The sequence below is a fragment of the candidate division Zixibacteria bacterium HGW-Zixibacteria-1 genome (assembly GCA_002838945.1).
Lineage (GTDB): Bacteria > Zixibacteria > MSB-5A5 > GN15 > PGXB01 > PGXB01.
This window is the reverse complement of record PGXB01000003.1, coordinates 95,553-117,283: the sequence shown is the minus strand read 5'-3', so window position 1 is coordinate 117,283 and position 21,731 is coordinate 95,553. Positions and strand designations below refer to the sequence as shown.

The 21,731-nt window shown below is 49.2% G+C and carries 15 protein-coding genes; 7 read left to right on the top strand and 8 right to left on the bottom strand.

Annotated elements, in window-relative coordinates; all coding sequences use genetic code 11:
- Positions 1 to 4: 4 nt before the first annotated feature.
- Genes CVT49_02455 through CVT49_02445 form a run of 3 tightly spaced genes read right to left on the bottom strand, consistent with a single transcriptional unit; the run spans position 5 to position 3,911 of the window.
- Positions 5 to 2,479, bottom strand: a complete 2,475-nt coding sequence (locus tag CVT49_02455; protein PKK84705.1) for a hypothetical protein — start codon at positions 2,477 to 2,479, stop codon at positions 5 to 7.
- Between the two features lie 10 nt (positions 2,480 to 2,489).
- Positions 2,490 to 3,218, bottom strand: a complete 729-nt coding sequence (locus CVT49_02450) for a metallophosphoesterase (protein PKK84704.1) — start codon at positions 3,216 to 3,218, stop codon at positions 2,490 to 2,492.
- A gap of 3 nt (positions 3,219 to 3,221) precedes the next feature.
- Positions 3,222 to 3,911 (bottom strand): hypothetical protein, encoded by a 690-nt coding sequence (locus CVT49_02445; protein ID PKK84703.1) that lies wholly within the window; start codon positions 3,909 to 3,911, stop codon positions 3,222 to 3,224.
- Positions 3,912 to 4,030: 119 nt separating this feature from the next.
- Between CVT49_02445 and CVT49_02440 the strand changes: the two genes are divergently transcribed.
- On the top strand, positions 4,031 to 5,014 hold the full coding sequence (locus CVT49_02440) for a tRNA dihydrouridine synthase DusB (protein ID PKK84702.1): 984 nt from the start codon (positions 4,031 to 4,033) through the stop codon (positions 5,012 to 5,014).
- A 136-nt stretch (positions 5,015 to 5,150) separates the two neighbouring features.
- The gene (locus CVT49_02435; protein PKK84701.1) at positions 5,151 to 6,116 is read left to right on the top strand and encodes an electron transfer flavoprotein subunit alpha; all 966 of its coding nucleotides are present in this window, start codon (positions 5,151 to 5,153) and stop codon (positions 6,114 to 6,116) included.
- A 62-nt stretch (positions 6,117 to 6,178) separates the two neighbouring features.
- Here CVT49_02435 and CVT49_02430 read toward each other — a convergent pair whose 3' ends face one another.
- Positions 6,179 to 7,258, bottom strand: coding sequence for a hypothetical protein (locus CVT49_02430; protein ID PKK84700.1), 1,080 nt, complete (start codon positions 7,256 to 7,258; stop codon positions 6,179 to 6,181).
- 419 nt (positions 7,259 to 7,677) lie between these two features.
- On the opposite strand from CVT49_02430, the gene CVT49_02425 reads away from it, so the two are divergent.
- From CVT49_02425 to CVT49_02405, 5 genes are all read left to right on the top strand, one after another.
- Positions 7,678 to 10,224 carry a hypothetical protein gene (locus CVT49_02425; GenBank protein ID PKK84699.1) on the top strand — a complete coding sequence of 849 codons (2,547 nt, stop codon included), beginning with the start codon at positions 7,678 to 7,680 and terminating at the stop codon, positions 10,222 to 10,224.
- Positions 10,197 to 11,252: a hypothetical protein gene (locus CVT49_02420; GenBank protein ID PKK84698.1), complete on the top strand. Its 1,056-nt coding sequence runs from the start codon at positions 10,197 to 10,199 to the stop codon at positions 11,250 to 11,252. The genes CVT49_02425 and CVT49_02420 overlap by 28 nt, the downstream gene beginning before the upstream one ends.
- A gap of 1 nt (position 11,253) precedes the next feature.
- Entirely contained in the window at positions 11,254 to 12,132 is an 879-nt protein-coding gene (locus CVT49_02415; GenBank protein ID PKK84697.1) for a hypothetical protein, read from the top strand.
- Positions 12,133 to 12,152: 20 nt separating this feature from the next.
- A complete protein-coding gene (locus CVT49_02410; GenBank protein ID PKK84696.1) occupies positions 12,153 to 13,271 on the top strand; it encodes a 3-isopropylmalate dehydrogenase in 1,119 nt (372 codons plus the stop codon).
- Between the two features lie 265 nt (positions 13,272 to 13,536).
- Positions 13,537 to 14,673, top strand: coding sequence for a hypothetical protein (locus CVT49_02405; GenBank protein PKK84695.1), 1,137 nt, complete (start codon positions 13,537 to 13,539; stop codon positions 14,671 to 14,673).
- Positions 14,674 to 14,768: 95 nt separating this feature from the next.
- Here CVT49_02405 and CVT49_02400 read toward each other — a convergent pair whose 3' ends face one another.
- The 4 genes from CVT49_02400 to CVT49_02385 form a co-directional block, all read right to left on the bottom strand.
- Positions 14,769 to 15,356 carry a hypothetical protein gene (locus tag CVT49_02400; GenBank protein ID PKK84694.1) on the bottom strand — a complete coding sequence of 196 codons (588 nt, stop codon included), beginning with the start codon at positions 15,354 to 15,356 and terminating at the stop codon, positions 14,769 to 14,771.
- A 160-nt stretch (positions 15,357 to 15,516) separates the two neighbouring features.
- Positions 15,517 to 17,526: a DNA ligase (NAD(+)) LigA gene (locus tag CVT49_02395; GenBank protein PKK84693.1), complete on the bottom strand. Its 2,010-nt coding sequence runs from the start codon at positions 17,524 to 17,526 to the stop codon at positions 15,517 to 15,519.
- 37 nt (positions 17,527 to 17,563) lie between these two features.
- Positions 17,564 to 20,656, bottom strand: a complete 3,093-nt coding sequence (locus CVT49_02390; GenBank protein ID PKK84692.1) for a hypothetical protein — start codon at positions 20,654 to 20,656, stop codon at positions 17,564 to 17,566.
- Entirely contained in the window at positions 20,478 to 21,692 is a 1,215-nt protein-coding gene (locus CVT49_02385; GenBank protein ID PKK84691.1) for a DNA polymerase IV, read from the bottom strand. Before CVT49_02385 ends, CVT49_02390 begins: the two co-directional genes overlap by 179 nt.
- Between the last annotated feature and the right edge of the window lie 39 nt (positions 21,693 to 21,731).

Genomic DNA, 21,731 nt, shown 5'->3' with positions numbered 1-21,731 from the left:
CTTCTTATACCGTCGTGGCTCTTTTGGGCGTAAAAGTTTCCAGGAAGCCGGCCAGGGCCGTCGATAATTCCCCCGCGTTTTGATATCTTTCGTTCGGCTCTTTCTTCAGGGCCTTATCGATTATCCTGTCAAAAATATACGGAATCGATTTATCAACGCTTGACGGGAGTTCCACTTCACCGTTGACAATATTATATATCAGCGAGGTCAAATTTTCACCCCGGAAAGGACGCCGGTGCAAAAGCATCTCATATAACATGACGCCAAGGCTGAAAATATCGCAGCGACGATCGACCATCTTGCCCTGTAACTGCTCCGGTGAAATGTAGTTCGGCGTTCCCATTGCGATACCGGTTCTGGTCATCGACGATGAATCGACACGGGCAATACCAAAATCCATGACCTTCACGCGATAATCACTGAGAACCATTATATTGGCCGGTTTAATATCGCGGTGAACGATACCCTGATTGTGGGCATAATCGAGGGCGGAACATATCTGGGTGATAATCTGGGCGATTATTCGATAATTGAATTTTGCCTTGCGCCGAATCATATCCTCCAGCGTCTGGCCTTCGAGAAATTCCATGGCGATGTACTGCAGCTTGCCTTCGTTGCCGACGTCGTAAATCGTTACGATGTTCGGATGCGAAAGCATACCGGCGGCGCGTGCCTCGCGTGACAGCCGCTCCTTGAGTTCGTTGTATTCTTCGGGATCGTTGACAAAATCCAGCCGGATTGTCTTCAGTGCGACATTTCTGTTAATGGCCGGATCGGTACCCTTGTAAACGGTACCCATAGCGCCTTTGCCGACCACACCGAGGACTTTATACCTTCCCAGGCTGTTAATCTGCCCGCTGTCGGTAAGAATTCCGTTGGAATCGTTTTCAATCTCCAAATTTTCGATCACCGGCGCGTGCTCGAACGGATGTTCTTCTTCAGCTTGATTGTATTTCGCGTCGGCCATATCATTTGCGACGGTTTCCACATCGGATCGTCCCGGTTGAGGTGTATCATATGCCTGAGTGGCGATTCCTTCGCTCTTTGAGACAGCCGCTGCCTGTGTCGGTGTATCGGCCATTTCATCCCTATGGCCCGGGCGTCCGTCTTTTCGCACGGCAGGAGCGGCTTTTTGTTCAGCTGATTTATGGTCCATTGAGCGGTTTAGGGCCTTTTCGGATAATTTCACCTTGGGAAGAGTGGTCGATTCGGCATCAGCTTTGAAACCGATTTGTATTCGTGACAATTTTGACAGAAAGTCATTATCCAGAAACGGCGCGATGAACAGCAATAAAATCATTTCCAATCCCAGGTATAACGAATGAGTCAGGATCTGGTACGAGTTGAAAAGGACGAAGTTGATATTGGCCAGCAAGAAAAGACTCGCAATCATGATTATCAAGCGATACATCATTGACACCCGTGGCAGAATAAATGCGAACAGTACACCAAGAGTGATAAGCAGCAAAGTGTCTCGGCCGGGTGAGGAGTCCAGGCGTTTGATAAAGTTGGAATTTACGATGTTCTCAATAACATTGGCGGTTTTCTCGGTCGAATGGAGATTATCGGCAATCGGAGTATTATAAAAATCTGAAATAAATTCCGAGGAAACCGAAATTATGGCAAGTTTTCCCTTGAGATTCGAGGCTTTGTAACTCTCACTAAGGACGTCGGCCGCGGAAACTTGCTGGAATGATTTTCCCGGTTTATTATAATTAATGAATAATTCGCCATGCTCATTGGTCGGGATCAGGGTGGTGCCGACTCTGATGCTTGTACCGCCGTCGATAACCATCGATGACGGCTCTATACTCTTGTAATTCGCCGCGGCCATGAGGGCGACCGATGGATAGTAATATCCTTCGTAATAAGCTATCAATGGCTGCCACCTGATTTTACGGTCTTTGTCGAAGACATTGTATTTGAAGCCCAGGCCGCCGGCATATTCACATATCGGATCGGGCGGAAGAAATATCTTGTGTGTCAGGAGGCTGGCGTTTTCATCCAATATGCCCAGGTCCGAGGTGACCTGCATGGCCGAATTATATAAATACTTGGGGGTTGATATCTTATTCTTCATGATTTCCGACGGGCTCAATTCATAAGGAACTACGACATTCTTTATCCATGACATCTGGCCGGCCAGAATTTCGGTATGTCCGGAAGTGTCCTCGTTAATATCGGGGGCAAAATACATATCCAGTAAAATGGTTTTCGGCTCACCGCTTCCCACTGCTGCGAGAAGGTCGGCGATTTTATCCCTGCCCCAGGGCCAGTCGCCGTAAGCATTCAGGGTCCTGTCATCGATGTCGATGAGAACAATATTTGTAGAAAAATTGTCCTCGCCCCTGAATGTATATAGCATATCCTGTATCTTCCACTCAAGCCTTACGAGAGGGGAGAAATTATTGGTAAAAAGGGCCACAACAAATAATGACACCAGAAAACAGAGTATATATGATGAGTACTTCTTAAGCATCGTTACTCCCTCAAGCTCCTACCGCCAGCCTTTCAATTAGAAAATCGGGGAGCTTTGCCTTTCGCATCTTTTCCTGTGTTTTAAGAATATCGTATTCTATCCGCCTGTAACATATTCCCTTGTTATCGGTGTCCACAATGACGTAACATGCGCGCGGATCATTGTCGCGTGGTTGTCCGACGGACCCAATATTGATTATATATCTGTACCCTTCGTTAAACTTCATCTCCGGTTTGAAATGCTGCGTAATCTGACCCTCACGGTCCTTTTCGAAGAAGGTCGGGCTGTGTGAATGTCCGACAAAACAAAAAGCCTGGGAAAAATTCTCAAAATGGATTCGGGATTGATCAATATTAAGAATATAGCGCCATTTTTCCGGCTCTGTCGGTGACGAATGAACCAGATAATAATCCAGAAAGACAGCTTCCATTTCAAAATCAGCCAGGATACTGATTGATTTTGATTTGAGCATGGTCTGGGTCCAGTTCATCGACGCCTTCGCCAGCTGATTGAAGTTCTCGGTCGATTCCAGTCCCATGGCGGCATAATCATGGTTGCCCAGCAATCTTATATCGCAATGTCTGTCGATCAGCTTGACGCATTCATTAGGATTGCATCCGTATCCGACAGCATCGCCGAGAAAATGAATTTTCTCCGCGCCCTGTTTTTCTATGTCGCGAAGGACCATTTCCAATGCTTCCAGGTTACCGTGAACGTCCGATATTAAAGCGATTTTCATTGGTTATCGTCCTTCTACAAAAGTATAGACAGATTTCCCAACCTGAATAAGATCTCCGTTTTTAAGGCTCTGGCGGCTGATCGGTTCGCCGTTTACCTTTGTTTTTCCCTTACGGCCCAGATTTACGATCGCATACTGCTCCTGTTCCTTGACGATCTTGGCCTGAATGCCCGACAGCATAAATCCCTTGGCATGAACATGAACGAATTTCGCCTTGCCGATGGTCGTGACATTTTGATCAATCTGGTACTCGGAAAAATCAGTATTCTCTTCGCCGAGCAAGACCGACCCGCCCATCTGCTGAACAAGTTCCTTCTCGTACTGGTCGCGTTTTATCAGTTCCTTATGTTTCTTGGTCTTCAAAACCATGGTTCCGTCAAGATGCGCGCCCGTATCTTCTCTCTGGACCTGACTCTGATATGTCAGAGTGTATTTGCCGATGGTAATATCATCGCCGTCGCGAAGAATTTCCTCGCCGACCTTGCGGTTATTGACAAAGGTCCCGTTTAAAGATTCATTATCGATAATAACGGCAGCGTTGTCATTGAACTCGATTTGTGCATGTTTTCGCGAGACTCCGCGGTTGTCCAGGACAATATCATTGTCGGGGGTGCGCCCGATGCTGATCCGCTTTTTTTCCGAGACCACCCTCTCAATTATCTTGTCCTCGTACTTGACTATAATCTCCGGCATACGGGACTCCTTTCAAGAACCTATAATTTCCTTATATAAAATATCAACCTTATAGACAAATAAAACTCAATATAATCTCTCAGCTTGCCATTGCATTTTGGCTTAATTATATTGTCGGCATGCAGATTGGAAACTTGACCATAAAGGGCCGGTTGTTTTTGGCGCCTCTGGCCGGTATTTCCAACCGCCCCTTCAGGTTGCTGGCCCGGCGATATGGCGCTTCCCTGACTTATACGGAAATGATTTCCGCCGACGCAATTTATATGAACCAGGAAAAAACGTTCAATATGATTGATATCGCCCCTGATGAACACCCGGTTGGCATTCAACTTTTTGGCTCCAAACCGGAATATATGGCGGCAGCCGTTAAAAAAGTGGCCGCCTTCAAGCCGGATTTAGTCGATCTTAACCTGGGTTGCCCGGTCAAAAAAGTGGTCAGGAAAAACGGAGGGGCCGCCATATTAAAGGATATTGGCCTCGCCGGAGAGCTGATGCGGGCCGCGGTAGAAAATTCCGCTATACCGGTAACCATAAAGATGAGAACAGGTTGGGATGCCATATCGGATGTATTTCTTGAGGTCGGGCAGATGGCCGAAAAAATCGGCGTCGCCGCGATAACCCTTCACCCCCGGAGCCGGTCCCAGAATTACGGTGATCAGCCCGACTGGTCAAAAATAAAACAGCTTAAATCTGCAATTAATATTCCGGTTATTGGAAACGGCGATGTTAATATTCCTCAGGATGCCGAGCGTATGTTCGAAGAGACCGGCTGCGATGCCATTATGATCGGGCGGGCCGCCATGCGGGACCCAACCATTTTCGGCCGCATCAATAAATATCTTGAAGAGAAAGAGTTATTGCCCGATCTGACCATCGAAGAAAAAATTGTCCTGGCCCTCGAACATTCGCGAATGCTGGTGGAGAAATTCGGCGAAAGACATGGCGCCATGATGATGCGCAAACATCTGGCCTGGTACTCCAAGGGTTTTCAGGGCGGCGCCGACTTGCGACGAATGCTGAAAACGGTGAACTCACTTCATGACATTAAAACTCTGTTTGATGATTATCTGGCCGGAAACATCGGCCGGGGGCCTTATGCCTGATGCCCTTCTCACCGGTTTATGCCGTCAAAAAAAGATTGAAACAATTGACCGGCCTTATTATATTTATTGAAATTTTGATTGAGCTATTTGCTGATGTGAAAGTTGTATAATTTTATTGAATAGAAAGGGAGATGTGATGGCCATAAAAGTCCTGACCGTTGCAGAACAAAAGGATGGTAAACTATCTAATATAAGCTTTGAACTGATTTCGGTCGCCAAAAAAGTCGGTGGTGAAATTATGACCGCCTGTTTGGGCGATGCCGCCGAAACTCTGGCCGGAACTCTGGTTTCGCATGGGGGAGGGAAGGTCCTGACCGTTTCGAACCCGGCCCTGAAATATTATAATGATGAAATCTACGCCAGGGTCATTACGGCCATGATAAAGAAATATCAGCCCCAGCTTGTCATCGGACCGGCGACTTTTTACGGCAAGGCTCTGCTGGCCCGCCTGGCGGCCCTCAATGACGGCGCCATGGCTTCGGATATAACAGCTATCAGGGCCGAAGGTGACGTCATCACTGTGACCCGTCCCGCTTACGGCGGCAATGTCATTGTTGATCTGGCCAAAAATGCGGACGGTAAGGCATTTTTTATCACCGTGCGTCCGAAGGTCTTTGAAGAATCAAAAGAGGGCGACGGAGAAGTTGTCGCCGAGACAATCGACGCCGGCCTGTTTCAGTCAAAAGTTACGGTAAAGGAGATGATCGCCGAAACCGGGACATCGGTTAATCTGAATGAGGCCGATATAATTGTCTCGGTCGGTCGCGGTATCCGCGGGCATGAAAATCTTCCAATAATAAAAAAGCTGGCCGATTCACTCGGCGCGGCCGTTGGCGCTTCACGCGCCATTGTCGATGCCGGATGGATAGAGTATCGCTACCAGGTGGGGCAGACCGGTAAGACAGTCAATCCCAAACTCTATTTTGCAGTCGGTATCTCAGGGGCAATACAGCATCTGGTCGGAATGCAAACCTCAAAGACAATCGTCGCTATCAACCGGGATAAGGATGCGCCGATCTTCAATATTGCCAGTTTCGGTATTGTCGGCGACTTGTTTGAGATTATTCCGGCTCTGACGGCAAAATTCGCCGCTAATAAATAAGATATTGTTTATGGACAAAAAAAAGCCGCCGGATTCGGCGGCTTTTTTATATGGCTCATTTTTTACTTGCCCAGAGTGCCGTCAAGGAAGTTGATCGAACTTGTAAGCAAATCCCTTGCGTATTTCATATTATGCATTCCGCGGCTGCGGTCGGCGGTCAGGTAGAGGTAATTATAAAGGGCCCCCGCCGAATCGGAATTAAAAATTACGGTATAGCTGGAGGGGGGGAGAAGCGTGGTCGAATCAAGAAGACCGGCTGTAAGCAATTTGGATTGCAAGGCCCGCAGTTGGAATAGATGCAGGACGTTTTGCCCGCCGACTATTCTGCTGTCGCTGTATTCATCTCCCGAATGACATCCCAAACGATTGCATTCCTCGACCAGCGCATTGCCGTTGCCGTCGCGAATATTCAAACTGTGACCGCCCAAAGTGAATCCCTGATCATAATCCTGATGACATCCAAGGCATCCCTGAATAACATTTTCATGACTGTTCGCATACGTGTACCCGGCATATTCATAGCCGCCGGCACCCATGAGCATATCCGCTTCCTGCGCCGCATGCCGCACTTTCCTCAGCCAGTTGTCATCAATGAGGATACCAACCGCAACCTGATTAATTACATTATAGGTCAGGCGATGGCAGCGGGCACAGATATTCGAGCGCCCGTTCGCCCCATAGCTGAAGACTTCCCCGGTCGCCAGTGTCACATCGCTGGTCGTCCTTAAAGAGAAATCCCAGGTTGAATCCGGTCCCTGGGCGGTATGCGGCCGGTGACAGGTATAACACCATAACTCAAAAGGATATCCGCTGGTATCGGGATTATTGCTGAGGGCAGAAACAAAACCATCCATGGTATGACATTGAGGACCGCAATATAATCCGGTCTGGCCGTAGAGAGTGTCATCGTAAAACATCGTATCGGAATGGCCGGAATGCTCCCATTGACGCAGGGCCGCCATGACCTCAAAGTTGTTATCCGAGTGACAGTACTCCACACAACTGCTGTCCCTGACAATCAGGGTGATCGTGGTGCTGTCCCTGATCTCGTTCGTTACCAGCTCATCACAGCCGGGCATGATCCCGATAGCGGCAATCCCTGCCGCAAAGGCAATAAATATCAGCGCTTTTAATCTTTTCATATCCTGCTTTCCCCGTATTTGTCGTTTGATCTATAAGAAACGCCCTCAGCCATGTTTTGTCAAATCCTTTTACCCCGGGCCGTTGTATATGGACCAAAATAAGTGTCAGAAGAATAAATTTGACGGTAATGGTTTGGTCGGCGTCTGTAGAATATGAGGAGTTTTGCAATCAGGCTCGAGATGCGGCGATTTATGGAACCGGCCTGATGTTAAATTGTTAAAGGAATTGAGGATATAATATTTTGCATTTATACTTGACTTTGCTCAAAAATATGATATTTTTCGGGTTTTGGAGGTGTCGCGTAGAGAAAGAAAGATAAAGATAAAGTGAACTTTATACTATAATTTTTGAATGAATTTTAGTTTTATTAGTAGCCATGCTTGCCCAAGCTTAAGGCTATTTTTTTTAGGAGCGGGATGTGAAAAAAATATTGATTATTGCCTTTATTTTGACTTTGCCGGCATCCTTATCGGCCCTGATAATGATGTCGTTTGACGAGCCCAATGTTCTCCGGGGATTATCTCATAATTCCATAACAGACATCGTCGAGCACAATGGCGCGGTCTGGATGTCGACCGGGGCGGGATTGTCCTTTCTCTATTTTGACTCCACCTTCTGGAACCAGTATGACAGTTCCAACGGATTAACCAGCGATGCCGTCTCAGCTATGTATTCGGCCGGAGAAACGCTGTGGGTGGCCGGCAATTATTTTGATTCTGTCGGCAATGATGAATATACTATTGCCGATGGTTTGTTTTATACCTCTGATGATGGCCAAACCTGGGATACTTTAAAACCGGAAAATACCAAAGGGGTTTATAAAGTCCTTTATGATATTACCGGTATAGACAACCTGATATTTTGCGCTTCCTGGATCGGTGGCCTGATAGGAAGTTTCGACGGGGGGCAAACGTGGAAGAATATATACTTCAGCGCCAATGATTCCATTACTGCGACCAGTCCCAGCTACCTTGTGGAAGACACTGCTATCTGGTCGAACATGTATTTCTCGGCGGCTGCGGATACGACGCATCGGGATACATTGATTTTATGGGCCGGCTCAGTAGCCGGGCTGCGGCGCTTTGTTTACAGCGCCGCCTATTTAAAACCAAATTCCCGATATATCCTTGACTATGTAGCCGGCGATAGTTTTGTATATGTCTGCGGCGACCGCGGTCTGACCCGTATCGCTTTTGACAGCACCGAAGCCGATACCCTGGCGACCTTCTTCCACTCATCATTTGAATCCGACGGACTCCCGGGTCCGACGGTGACCACCGCTTATGAATTCGGCGGCATGCTGTTTGTGGGAACGGCCGACACCATTGATGGCAACGGCACCGGAGTGGCTGTTTCCGATGATGACGGCATATCATTCAGCGCCGGTTTAGCCGGTCTGGAGGATGTTGTCGGCCCCGGAAAATATGCGGTGGAATTTGTATCCGTCGGAAGCCATCTGTTCATGGCGGCTCTTGAGGCGGGATTATATGTCTCATCAGATACCGGCGGCAACTGGCAGAAAATATATCTCGATCCCGCGGATTCAACATTGACCAACAGCAGGAATATTATTCACTCGGTCGCGGCCGATTCCAATAATCTTTGGATCGGCACCGATTCCGGGGTGGTTCTGGCTTATATCAGCGACTTGGGCACGGTTGATTCGACCAAGTATTCTGTTTTCGATGATGCCGCCAACAGCGGCGCCCGCAGCCATAAGGTGGCAGTGCAAAAAATCGGGCCTTCGTCGGATGTCGTCGATTCGACCATCATCTGGTCGCTCAATCACCCTCTGGATACTTCTGTCGGCGATTATACAGTGTTTTATTCCAATGACAATGGGACCACCTGGAAAACAGATAATCTGAATCTGGTGGGGACCAAATATAATGATATCGCTTTCATAAATCATTTAATTTATCTGGTTGGAAAAAATGTCTTTAATCAGTCGCCCAACCGTATTTTCTGGTATCCTACACCCGGCTCGCTCATAAAAGACAGCCAGGTGGGGACCATTACGTTTTCGGGCCTTGACCTGACATCTATATATATCAGGAGTGATACTATTTTCCTTGGTTCGGAAAATGGTTTCGCCATTTCTCCTCCGGGCGGGGGCGCCAATATTGTCTGGCGCATCTATCGGGCCAATTTGAATCCGACCGCCTTTGATAAGGTCAACACTTACACGATTCCATACTTATCGGGAAATTTTGTCAATGTCCTGGATGTTCAGCCATTGAATAACGGCCAGAGTCGAATCTGGGCCTCAACCCGGCCGGCCGCTGCCGGCCAAACCAGTGCCATTTCCACTTCGACCGTCAATGGTCTTAACTGGAACATCTTGCTTGATGGCACGGAGATTTGGAATTTCGCATTCAATGGCCCCGAAGTCTTCGCGGCCACTTCCAATGGCCTCCAATATTCTCCCGACACCGGCTATACCTGGCAGACGATTACCATCGATGGCGTTCTGGCTCCACCGGCTTCTCCTGCTGGTCCAGACACAGCGGCAAATTTGGTTCCCTTTTCTTTGGATTCCAACACTTTCGTAACCGCTGTGACCATTATAGGCGATACACTCTGGGTGGGAACACTTGAAAATGGCGCCGCCCGCATTGCCCTGGCTGATTTCGGCACCGATAACTGGGAAATATTCCGATTCTATGATGATCGGCAGGATGTCTATGCCTATCCGGTTCCCTTTTCAATGAATGGGAATGAATATTTGTACTTTCATTATCCGGTCAAGAAGGAAGGTTATGTAACCATCAAGGTCTTTGATTTTAATATGGACCTGGTGGCAACTGCGATTGATAACCAATACCGAACGCCGGATATTTATTTTACCGATCGCTGGGACGGCCGGCTTGAAGCCGGGGGGCCGGTGGCGGTCGGCATTTACTATTTCAAGGTTTCAGTCTCATCGGGCGAAACATATTGGGGAAAACTGGCCATAATACCATAGGAAATATCGATATGAAAAAAATTGTACTTTTTATTTCGCTACTCATATTAATCGTACCGGCCGTGTCCAGGGCCGAGTCGCAGGGTGGTTTTGCCGGTTCCTTCCTTAATATGCCGGTCAACGCCCGGACAGCAGCCATGGGGGGCGCTTTTAACGCCGTTTCGAATGACGGAGCGGCAATGTTGTATAATCCGGCCGGACTCCAGACCATGACCGATAAGGTCTTCACCAGTTCCTATCGGGCCATGAAGCTCGATCGAATGCTCGGCTTTATTTCTTTTATTCTGCCCACTCATCGGGAATCATCGCTGGGTTTCAGCTGGGTTTATGCCGGATATGGTGATGTCGAAAGACGCAATATCAGCGGCCAGTTGACCGGCGAGACTATATCTGCCAATGAGCACGATTTCGCCGTGTCATTCGCCAAAAGATTTATGCCTTACCTGGCGGTTGGCACCAGGTTAAATTACTATACAAAAAATATGGCTGATCTCAGGGCCAGTTCGGTCGGAATTAATATCGGAAGTATATTATATATCGATTCCCTGTTCCGTTATGGCGAAATGGACAGCAAAGTCATCACGGATATTACCGCGGGTCTGGTCATAAAGAATTTTGCAGCTAAGTACCCATGGGAGTCAAAAGGTGTCGGACTTTCCGCCACTCAGACCGACAAATTTCCTCTTTCGGTCGGGATCGGATCCTCGTTCAAGGCCTTAAGAAGAAAACTGCTGGTTGCCTCCGACCTTGAGTTACAAGTCAAAACGGTTGAATGGGACGAGAGCACCGGGGACGGGACAGTAACCCAAAAGGAAACCTATACCGACAGTTATTTCCGGATCGGCGGCGAGTATAATGCCATCGATAATTTACTGCTCAGGGCCGGTTTGAATAACGGTGTCCTGACAGCCGGAGCCGGTTTTGTATTTAACTTCAATTTCGGCTCGCTGCAGTTCGATTACGCTTTCTCCGGAGACAAGGTAGATGAGGGTGAGGATCATGTTGTCACCCTCGGAATAAGATTCTAGTGTGGTATTTATGAAGAAAACAATTTTACTGGTAATGTTGCTGTCAATGATTTGCGCCGGGCAGGGCCGAGCCCAGGTTGGTCTGAAGTTGCTGACGGCCGAAGCCGGGGCCCGCGCCGTTGGTATGGGCGGCGCTTTCAGCGCCGTGCCCGCCGATCCATATTCGGCTGCTTATAATCCGGCGGCAACCTGGGGAATTAATACAGTCGAAGGTTCATTTGGCCATAATACATACTGGGAAAACATCCGAATTGAGACCGGATACATGAGTTTTTATAAGCGCGCCACTGTCGTCACGGCCGGTGTGCAATTCGCTTCGATAGACAATATCGAGGGCCGTATCGCACCGACCGAAGACTTTTATGAATTTGCGGCGCATGATGTGTCCATTAAAGTCGGGGCCGCTTTCGAATTGGAGCCGAAATATATTCTTGGTTTTTCGCTCGGCTGGATGTATGAGAAGATTGACGTCGATGCCGGGTCGGCCTTTAACTTCGATCTCGGCCTTCTCATGCAGCCTTCTCCGGATCTTAATATCGGGCTGGCGGTGCAGAATTTTGGCTCTACGATGAAGCTGAGAGACGAGTCCTATGACATACCGACCACATATCGGGGAGGCATATCCTACATTTACCATGATTTTATGCCTTCGCTCGATGTCGTCTTACTCGATAGTGATTACTATTTCCATTTTGGCGGCGAGTATAATTTAAATGATAAATTCTTCCTTCGGGCCGGTTATCGGGTCGGTTATGACACCAAGGATATTTCGGCCGGAGCCGGCTTTGTCCGGAGAAATTTCAGAATTGACTATGCTTATCTTCCGTTTAAAAGCGGATTGACAGATTCGCATCTTATCAATTTAACTTTTGAGATTTAGAAAGGAGCGGCATTTCAAAGATGGCTAAGTATAAGATTGCCTGGATGCCCGGCGATGGGGTCGGCGTCGATGTGATGGACGCGGCCAAGATTGTTCTCGACAAGATTGGACTTGATGCCGAATATATTCATGCTGACATCGGCTGGGACTTCTGGTGTAAGGAAGCCAATCCACTGCCGGATCGCACCATCACAATACTCAAAAACACCGACTGCGCCCTGTTTGGGGCCATTACTTCAAAACCTAAAGAGGAAGCGGAAGCCGAGTTGATTCCCGGGTTGCGGGGTAAGGGGCTGATCTATTCCTCGCCGATTGTCCGCCTTCGGCAGGAATTTAATTTGCGCACCAATCTGCGGCCATGCAAGGGTTACCCCGGCAATCCCTTGAATTATAAAGAAGGCATTGATATTGTCGTCTTTCGTGAAAACACCGAAGATCTTTACTCCGGCGTCGAATTTTTCCCGTTACCGGACGAGGTTCGGAATGTTATAAAAGCGCATAATCCCAAGATGAAGAAATTCGACAAGCATCCCGCGAACGAAGTCGCCGTTTCACTGCGAATTAATACCAAGACCGGCTGCCGCAATATCATAACCGATGCTTTCGAATATGCCAAAAAGACCGGTCGCAAAACGGTCACGGTGGTCGAAAAGCCCAATGTCATTCGCGAAACTTCCGGCTTGATGATTCGCACGGCGCGTGAAGTCGCCAAAAATTATCCCGGAATCCAGTTGTGGGAGACCAATATCGACGCCATGTGCATGTGGCTGATCAAAAACCCGCATGATTATTCGGTGCTGGCTACCTCTAACATGTTCGGCGATATTATCTCCGATCTTTGCGCCCAACTGGTTGGCGGGCTAGGCTTTGCTTCATCGGGCAATATTGGTGATGACTATGCCGTATTCGAGCCGACCCATGGTTCGGCGCCGAAATATGCCGGGCAATACAAGGTCAATCCGATGGCGATGCTCCTGACTGCCCGGATGATGCTGGAATATTTGAATGAAAATGAAAAGGCCGAGGCTGTCGAAAATGCTATCGCCGAGGTGATAAAAGAGGGTAAGGTAAGAACCTACGATATGGGCGGATCTTCATCCACGCTGGATGTCGCCAAAGCCGTAGCTTCGAAATTATAATTAAATATCCTTCGTTTGTTATATGTAGATAAAAAGGCCGGGCAAATGCGCCGGCCTTTGTTTTTTTGTAAGAATCATGTATCAAAAGGGAAATCTGGAGCGTCATTTATATGGGTTGATAAAATCGGGCAGAATGGCGATCAAAATGCCGGATAATATAGATGTGCATTTCTTTCAATAATTATACTTGACAGAATGTGGATATAACGCGATATTATTGTCAGGCAACGGGATTTTTAACCACGGATCAGGGAGGAGATAAAATATGAAAAGGTCATTTATTCTTTTGCTGGTGCTGTCGGTGGCCGCAAGCTTTGCCGTCGGCAATGCCTATGAATGTGGTGATCTGAACAATGACGGCAGCATCAATGTCCTGGATATTGTTTATCTGATTAATTATCTTTACAAAGGCGGACCTGCTCCGGCTTTTCCATATCTGGCCGATGTCAACGGTTCGCACACGATAAACATTCTCGATGTTACCGCTCTTATCGGGTACCTCTACCGCGGCGGTCCGGCACCGGCCTGTTCCACTGTCGTGGTTGATCCGATTATAGTCGTCGAAGGTCACTCGGGCTGTAAAAGCCCTACGCCGGAGAAAGCCGAACTGCTCACCCCTCCTGACCAGGATTGCATACAATACAGCTATGAAGGAACCACGGGTATTCTGTCCTTGGTGCATGTGAATGCCGGGTTCAACTGTTGCCCCGAGCAATTTCTTGCCGATATTACATTTGGCAATGACACCATTACCATTACCGAAAACGAAAGCTATGGAGAATGGGGCGCCTGTTTGTGTCTCTGCTTATTTGATGTCAGTTACTCGATTATCAATCTTCCTCCGGGTCAGTACACCATTAAAGTGATCGGCCTGGAATTATACGGGGATGATGAATATCTTGAGTTTACGGCCGATCTCGGGGCCGCTCCGGTCGGCGAATATTGCCTTACCAGGAATCATTATCCTTGGGGAGAAATGCTTTCGCCGGTGGGAACGATTATCGGTGAGCCGGTCTGCAAGAATTATCAACTTAAGATCGATACGACCTATGAAGATGATTGCATCATATATGATTATGACGGTGCCGGCACGCTTGATCTGACTCATGTCAATGATATGTTCAACTGCTGTCCTGAATCGCTTTATATTGTCGTAACTTTGACGGATAATGTGATCAGACTGAATGAGTACGAGACTGAAGGATTGTGCGACTGTATTTGTCTGTTCGACATGGATTATCAGATAATTAATCTGCTGCCCGCTGTTTACACCCTTATTGTTGATAATGTAAACTACTACAATGAGTACTCGGGCGGGCCGATAGAATTCGAGATTGATTTGACGGCCCCAACATCCGGTGTTTTCTGTGTTGACAGGCCGTATCTGCCTTGGGTCAAATAGTTCTTGTGGAGACAAAATAATAAATAGAAATGCCGGGACATCATGTCCCGGCATTTTGTTCAATTGGGAACTTATAAAGAAAGGAGATAATTTTATTACCAATCCAATTCGCCCAGCTCCGGAATACTTTGAGACAAATCATCAGCGATTTCTTCAAGCTCGTCAGCCATATCTTCAATTTCGTTGGCCTGTACTTCAAGCTTTTCCGCCTGAGCCTCGAGTTTTGCGGCTTCCTTTTCCAGTTCTCTTTCGAGGTCATCTGAATCGTAATCATCATCCAGAAGCTTGAATACGGAGCCTAATGCTTTAAGCCCGAGGCCGGCGCCCTTAACACCTATTTTGGCTCCCTGTATGCCGACTGATTCAGCCCGATCGACTAATACCAGTGTCTTAGCGTGGAACTTGCCCAAGAGCTTCTTCTGCTCGTCATTAGTTTTGATGCGTTTGCCGTTGACAAAAAGCTCATAATCCGCGGTAATTTCGACGACATCGGCGTCACGGTCATTTAGCGTGATAATTACCGTGCCATCTTCGACATCAATCTCATAATTGCCGTAAGCATGGCTTTCATATGAGTTGCAGTCATATTTCACTTTGGAGGAATGATTCTTATGTTCGTCATATCCCATGGCCGAGCCGACTGTAAAGACGATAAGAACCAATGTTAATACGAAATATCTCATATTGCTCTCCGGGTTTTGAAATTGCTACTCTTTACATGATTTGACGGAGAACCAAAATATAAGTTTCAGGAAATTGTTCGGCGGTTGTTAAAAAATTGCTTAAAGATAGACTGAATTGTTATAATTTCTTAAAGGATAATTGTGATTTTCGATCTGCGATTTAGATTAGTTGCCCAAGCGCCTCTTCGTCAATGACTTTGACGCCCAGCTTTTCGGCCTTTTCCAGTTTGCTGCCGGCTTTTTCGCCGGCCAGAAGGTAATCGGTTTTGGCGGAGACCGATCCGGCCACTTTACCGCCGGCCATTTCAATCAGTTTCTTGAAATGGTCGCGAGGCTGAGATAATGTTCCGGTAATCACAAATGTCTTGCCGGATAAGGGTTTGTCGCCGGAATCAGCCGTGCCGTAAGATGGAAATACAACACCGGCCGCTTTCAATTTTCGGATCATTTCCTGATTACCCGGATTGGCAAAAAAGTCAATAATCGATTGGGCGATAATCGGGCCGATACCTTCGACAGACACCAGTTCCTCAAATGAAGCACTCCGAATGGCGTCGAAATCACGAAAATGTGAGGCAAGCTGCCGGGCCGCCGTTTCGCCGACTCCGAAAATGCCGAGGGCGACAATAATATTCGGTAATTCTCTGCTCTTGGAAACTTCTACGGCATCCAGAAGATTCTGCGCCCGTTTGTCGGCCATGAGTTCCAGCGGCAAAAGTTTTTCCCTGGTGAGATAATATATATCGGATGGATCATGAACCAGCTTTTTTTCCACAAGCTGCGTGGCCAGCTTCCCGCCCAGTCCCTCTACATCCATGGCATCCTTGGAAGCAAAATGAAAGACTCTCTCGATAACCTGGGCCGGGCAGGCGGCATTGAAACATCGATGAGCCGCTTCTCCTTCGGGGCGGTGTACTTCCGAGCCGCATGACGGGCAAGTTGTCGGCATGGTGACCGCCCGCTCGGAGCCGTCGCGTCGTTCTGTGATAACCGCGACAACATCGGGGATAACATCGCCGGCCCGCTTGATTATGACCGTGTCGCCGATTCTTATATCCAGGGTCTTTATTTCATCTTCATTATGCAGGGAAGCATTGGAAACGGTTACACCCGATACCCGAACCGGTTTCAATTTGGCCACCGGCGTGATTATCCCGGTTCGGCCTACTGAAAAGATGATATCTTCGACAATTGTTTCCGCCTCTTCCGCGCTGAATTTCCAGGCTATCGCCCATCGGGGTGCGCGCGATATCTCACCCAGCCGGTCCTGGCTTTTGAAATCATTTACTTTCACCACCATACCGTCGATTTCATAATCCAGCTCCGGTCGGGCCGTCTCGAGCCTCTCGAATTTTTCCCTGACCTGCTCGATGCCGACGACCTTTTCCATATATTCATTAATGCGGAATCCTTCGCTCTTCAGAAATTGCATGGCCGTAAACTGATCCGGGAGTCCGGGCAAATTAATATCCGAGATACCATAGGCATAGAAGACCAGCGGCCGGGTCGCCGTTATTTTTGAATCAAGCTGGCGCAATGATCCGGCGGCCGCATTTCGCGGGTTGGCAAAGGGAGCCGAGCCGTTTTTCTCCATGGCCCTATTGAGCCTTTCGAAAGCTCCTTTATGAATAATAACTTCGCCTCGCACTTCCAACCGCTTGTATTTTGCCGCCGCCTCTTCCGACAACCGAAGCGGGATACTCCGAATGGTGCGTATATTGGGCGTAACATTTTCGCCTCGAGTCCCGTCGCCCCGTGTCGAACCGACCGTCAGAATACCCTTCTCATAAACCAGCTCGACCGCCAATCCATCCAGTTTCGGTTCGATCACATACTCCACCGGCTCCGCTGTCTCCAATCCTTCATGAACGCGGCGGTCGAAATCGGCGAACTCCTCAGGGGTGGTCACTTTTTGGAGCGATAACATCCTGACACGATGAGTGTGTGTCTCAAATGAGGGAAGCGGCGCGGCGCCGACCCGCTGCGACGGCGATTCCGGCGTGATCAGCCCCGGATATTCCTTTTCGATCTGAAGCAGTCGATCATAGAACCGATCATATTCGGCATCGGATATTTCCGGCCGGTCATGGACATAGTACAACCGGTTATGATATTCGATTTTTTCTACCAGTCGGGAGTATTCTTCCTTTATTTTTTCCGGTATCGGCATGGCTTAAATTAATCCTGACGTCATCCGCCTGTCAACCTTAAACATAGGGCATTTCTTTCAGTCCGGTCGGGGAGGGGTAAATCTTCTCGGCAATAACGGCCGTATTGCCCTCATCGATATTGATATAGCCGTCAACCGTCAGATAACGATATTTCCTGACAGTCTCATTACATTGATTGTATATGTCGGGGAAAAGCACCACCTCGAAAGTATCATCGAGGCTGTCGAATGTCAGAAAAACCATCGACTTTCCGTCGCGGGTCTTGATTCGTTTGCGGTCGGCCAGCCAGCCCGAAAGCGTTACCGGGCTTCTGTCCTTGAACCTGCCGATCTGTTCCATACTGACCGGCTTATAGGCGGCGAAGAGAGAAAGCGGATGGAATGACGCCGCCACATCCAGTATATTTCTTTCGGCCTTGAAAACCTCGAGGCGGCTGAAGGGAACAAGATCGGGCATCGATTTCATTTCCGGCGTCACCACTCTGCCGCCAAAGAGATCGCCGCCGCCGGATTTTTTGTTTCGGCCCAGAAGTCGATATTGCCAGAGAAGGCGTGGGCGCGACGTGTCGATCGAATCGAAAAAACCCACCCGAATGAGATTTTCCATCTCATTTTCCGACAAATCCACACCGGTCATGAAATCAGCCAGTGAGCGGAACGGCCGGTTTTGTTCTATCTGTTTGAGCGTGTTACTCGAAATATCCCGGACGCGTTCGACGCCGAGAAATATCCGGTCCAATTTCCAGCTATCTCTCGATTCCGAGAAATTAACATCGGGCGGACGAATCCCGACGCCCAGCCGCCGGGCCTCGGCCACATATACGGCCGACGGGTAATACCCGCCGCCGTTTCGAAGGACCGCCGACATAAACAGCCCCGGATAATGCGCCTTAAAATAAGCCGATTGATAGGCCAGGTAGCCATAGGTGGCGGCGTGCGCCTTGCAGAAACCAAATGATGCGAATTGCCGCAGTTGAGCGTAGATTTTCTGTGCCGTCTCGGTATCGACGCCATTCTTCCGGGCGCCGTCAAGAAAACGCCGGCCCAGTCGGTCGCGGTCGGTTTTTTTACGGCCCTTGGTGATGGCGCGGCGGAGAAGATCGGATGCGGCCAGATTGAATCCGGCGATCTTCTGCCCGGCCAGGAGGACCTGCTCCTGATAGATAAAAACCCCATAAGTTTCCTTCAGCACATCTTCGAGGTTTTTATGAGGATAGATGGTCGGTATCTTGCCGTGGAAACGGTCGAGAAAAATCCTTTTCATGCCGGATTCCGATGCCCCGGGGCGTATCAGCGATAAGGCCAGGGTGATATCATTCAGTTCCCTCGGTTTGAGATCACGAAGCATCGCCCGCATGCCCGGCGATTCGATCTGAAAGGCCCCGATGGTCCGGCCCGCCCTGAGCATCTCATAGGTGGCGGGATCATCTTCCGGAATCCGAAAATTCTCTCCTTCTGTTTCTCGCACCGCCTTATAGCAATCGGCGATGACGGCCAGGCCCCGCTGACCGAGGATGTCGATCTTGACCAGACCGATTTTCTCGGCCTGATACATATCGCACTGGGTTACATTGATTCCCTTGGTGGCCCGCTCTAGGGGGATATAATCGGTTATCGGCTCCGGCGTGATAACAATGCCGCCGGCATGTATTCCCAGATGCCGCGGCAATCCGTAAATCGAGCGGGCCGCTTCAAGAACCGGCTTATGTCGTTCCCATTCGGCGCGGTTTCTGGCCGGAGGTTTTTCCGAAAAATCATTTCGCTCAAGCGGATGAGTCGAGATTCGCCCCGCGTAGCGTTCGATCTCGTCAGGCGAAAGACCGAGCGCCTTGGCGCTCTCCCGAATCGCCAGTCTTGGCTGGAAATGAATATATGAAGCCATCATGGCCACATGTTCCGCCCCATATGTGCGATAAACAAAATCAAGGACTTCATCACGCCGGCGCCAGTCGATATCGAGATCGACATCGGGACAATCAAAACGGGCCTCATTGAGGAACCGCTCGAAATACAGTTTCTCTTTGATGGGATCGACCTCGGTAATGCCAAGGCTGTATGACACCAGCGACCCGGCGGCCGAACCGCGCCCGACCGCCGCGATACCTTCGCGGCGGCAGAAAGCGATGATTTGCCCGACAATCAGAAAATAATCGACAAATCCGGTTTTCCGTATAACCGACAACTCGTATTCAAGGCGCGCCAGGTATGGGCCCGACAAGTCGGGCCGCCGCCGATTTAAGCCCTCCAGCGTGTCGCACTTCAATCGCTCCGCATGATCGCCGTCGATAATGATATCCGGATTGCATCTTTCGATAAGCATCCGGTTGTTATTAATCGCTTCCGGGAATACCCCGAAAAAATGCTCATACCGATCAGGAGCCTGAAAATACTCATCGGGATGAGCGCAGACATTTTCAGGGAGATTGTTCAGAAGATAGCCGCCATCGATGGCCCGCAGAAGACGGTGCCGGTTGTAATCGTTTGCATCGAGAAAGGTGACCAGCGGGCAGGCAAGGGTCTTCAGATTATGCTGCCGGGCCTGCCGCTCGGTTCTTGAGGGATTATTCCGGGTTAATCCGACATAAAGGTTGTTTTCATAGATTTCTTTTAATGCTGCAGGTTCGGAAACGCTGCCGGCAATGCAAACCAGATTGTCTCGATATTGTGACAGTTCATTTACATCCGGTTTGCCATGGAGCTGATACTGAGTAATCAGGCGCGAGAGATTTTTGTACCCTTCATGATTTTCGCAGACGAGAATAATATCTCCAATGCTTGTCGTCAGTTCGACGGCGATGATCGGCCTGATACCCCGCTCGCGGGCCGCGAAATAGAAATCATAACAGCCATACAGATTGTTCCGGTCGGCCAGCATTAGGGCGGCGTAATCATACCCGGCGGCTGTTTTTATCAGGTCCTCCGGGCTGATTGTGCCGTACAACAGGGAAAAATTACTGTGACAGACTGGGAGTACGAAGCTCATAACCGGTATCACCACGTTTATATCTCGATGCCAGCGACAGTGTCCGGCCGGTTGTGACGGCAAAGAAGCCGGCCTTATCGCGGGCAAAATCCAGTCCCTGCAGCAACCGTCGGTCCTTTTCGATTCTGTCATCGAGAAAAGTCGCATTGTCGATGTAATTTTTCAGCCCGCTCAAGGTCACCCCGACCAGCCGGATACCCTGCCGCCGCGTGAAGGTCCTGACAAACATATTTTGGATTATCGGGAAAATGCTGTTTTGGTCATTGGATGCCGGGTGGATGCGGCTCGATGCTTCGACTGTCTGAAAATCGGCATAGCGGAACTTGATTCTCACCGTCCCGCTTTTTTTCGACAATTGCCGCAATTTTGATGCGGCTCGCTCCAGCAGATAATAAAAGTGTGAGAGGAGAACATTGCGGTCGGTGATATCATCGGCAAAACCGGTCTCGCGGCTGACCGATCTGATCGCCTTATAATCACGAAGCGGGATGCCGTCCTCGCCGCGGCTGTAGGCGGCTATTTTGAGGCCATTGATGCCGAAGACCGTTTTCAGGTAATGCTCCGGGACAGCCGCCAGCTGCCCGGCCGTTCGGATACCCATCTCATGAAGAATCTTTTCGGTGGTATGACCCACGCCCGGAATCTTGCGTATCGGCAGTCCGACAAAGAACTCATTTATATTCTCCGGTTCCAGGATGGTCAATCCCATCGGCTTCTTGTATTCGGAGGCGATCTTGGATGCCACCCGGCTGGGGGCGACACCGATCGAGGTGGAGAGGGCCAGTTCTCTCCATATATCATTCTGCAATTCCCCGGCCAGCTGCCGGGCGCCGCCGAAAGCGCGGATCGCGCCGGCTATATCAAGGCAGGCTTCATCCTGTGAAATGCGCTGTAATTCAGGACTATACCGGTTGAGTATTTCGTAAAAACGTTCGGAATAGTATTGATAGCGATGGAAATCGCCCCTGAGAAAGACCCCGTCGGGGATCCGTCGTGCGGCTTCATACAGCGGCGTCCCGGTCCGCACCCCACGGGCGCGCGCCTCATAGCTGGGGCAGGCGACTACGCCGCGTTCATGTTTGAGCCCGCCGACCATCACCGGCCGGCCGATCAGCGACCGGTTGATGGACTGCTCGACCGAAGCGAAAAAGGCGTCAACATCGATATATAAAAATATTCCCATTCAATTCCTCCGCCTTTAATAACGGAAGAATTCCGGGGA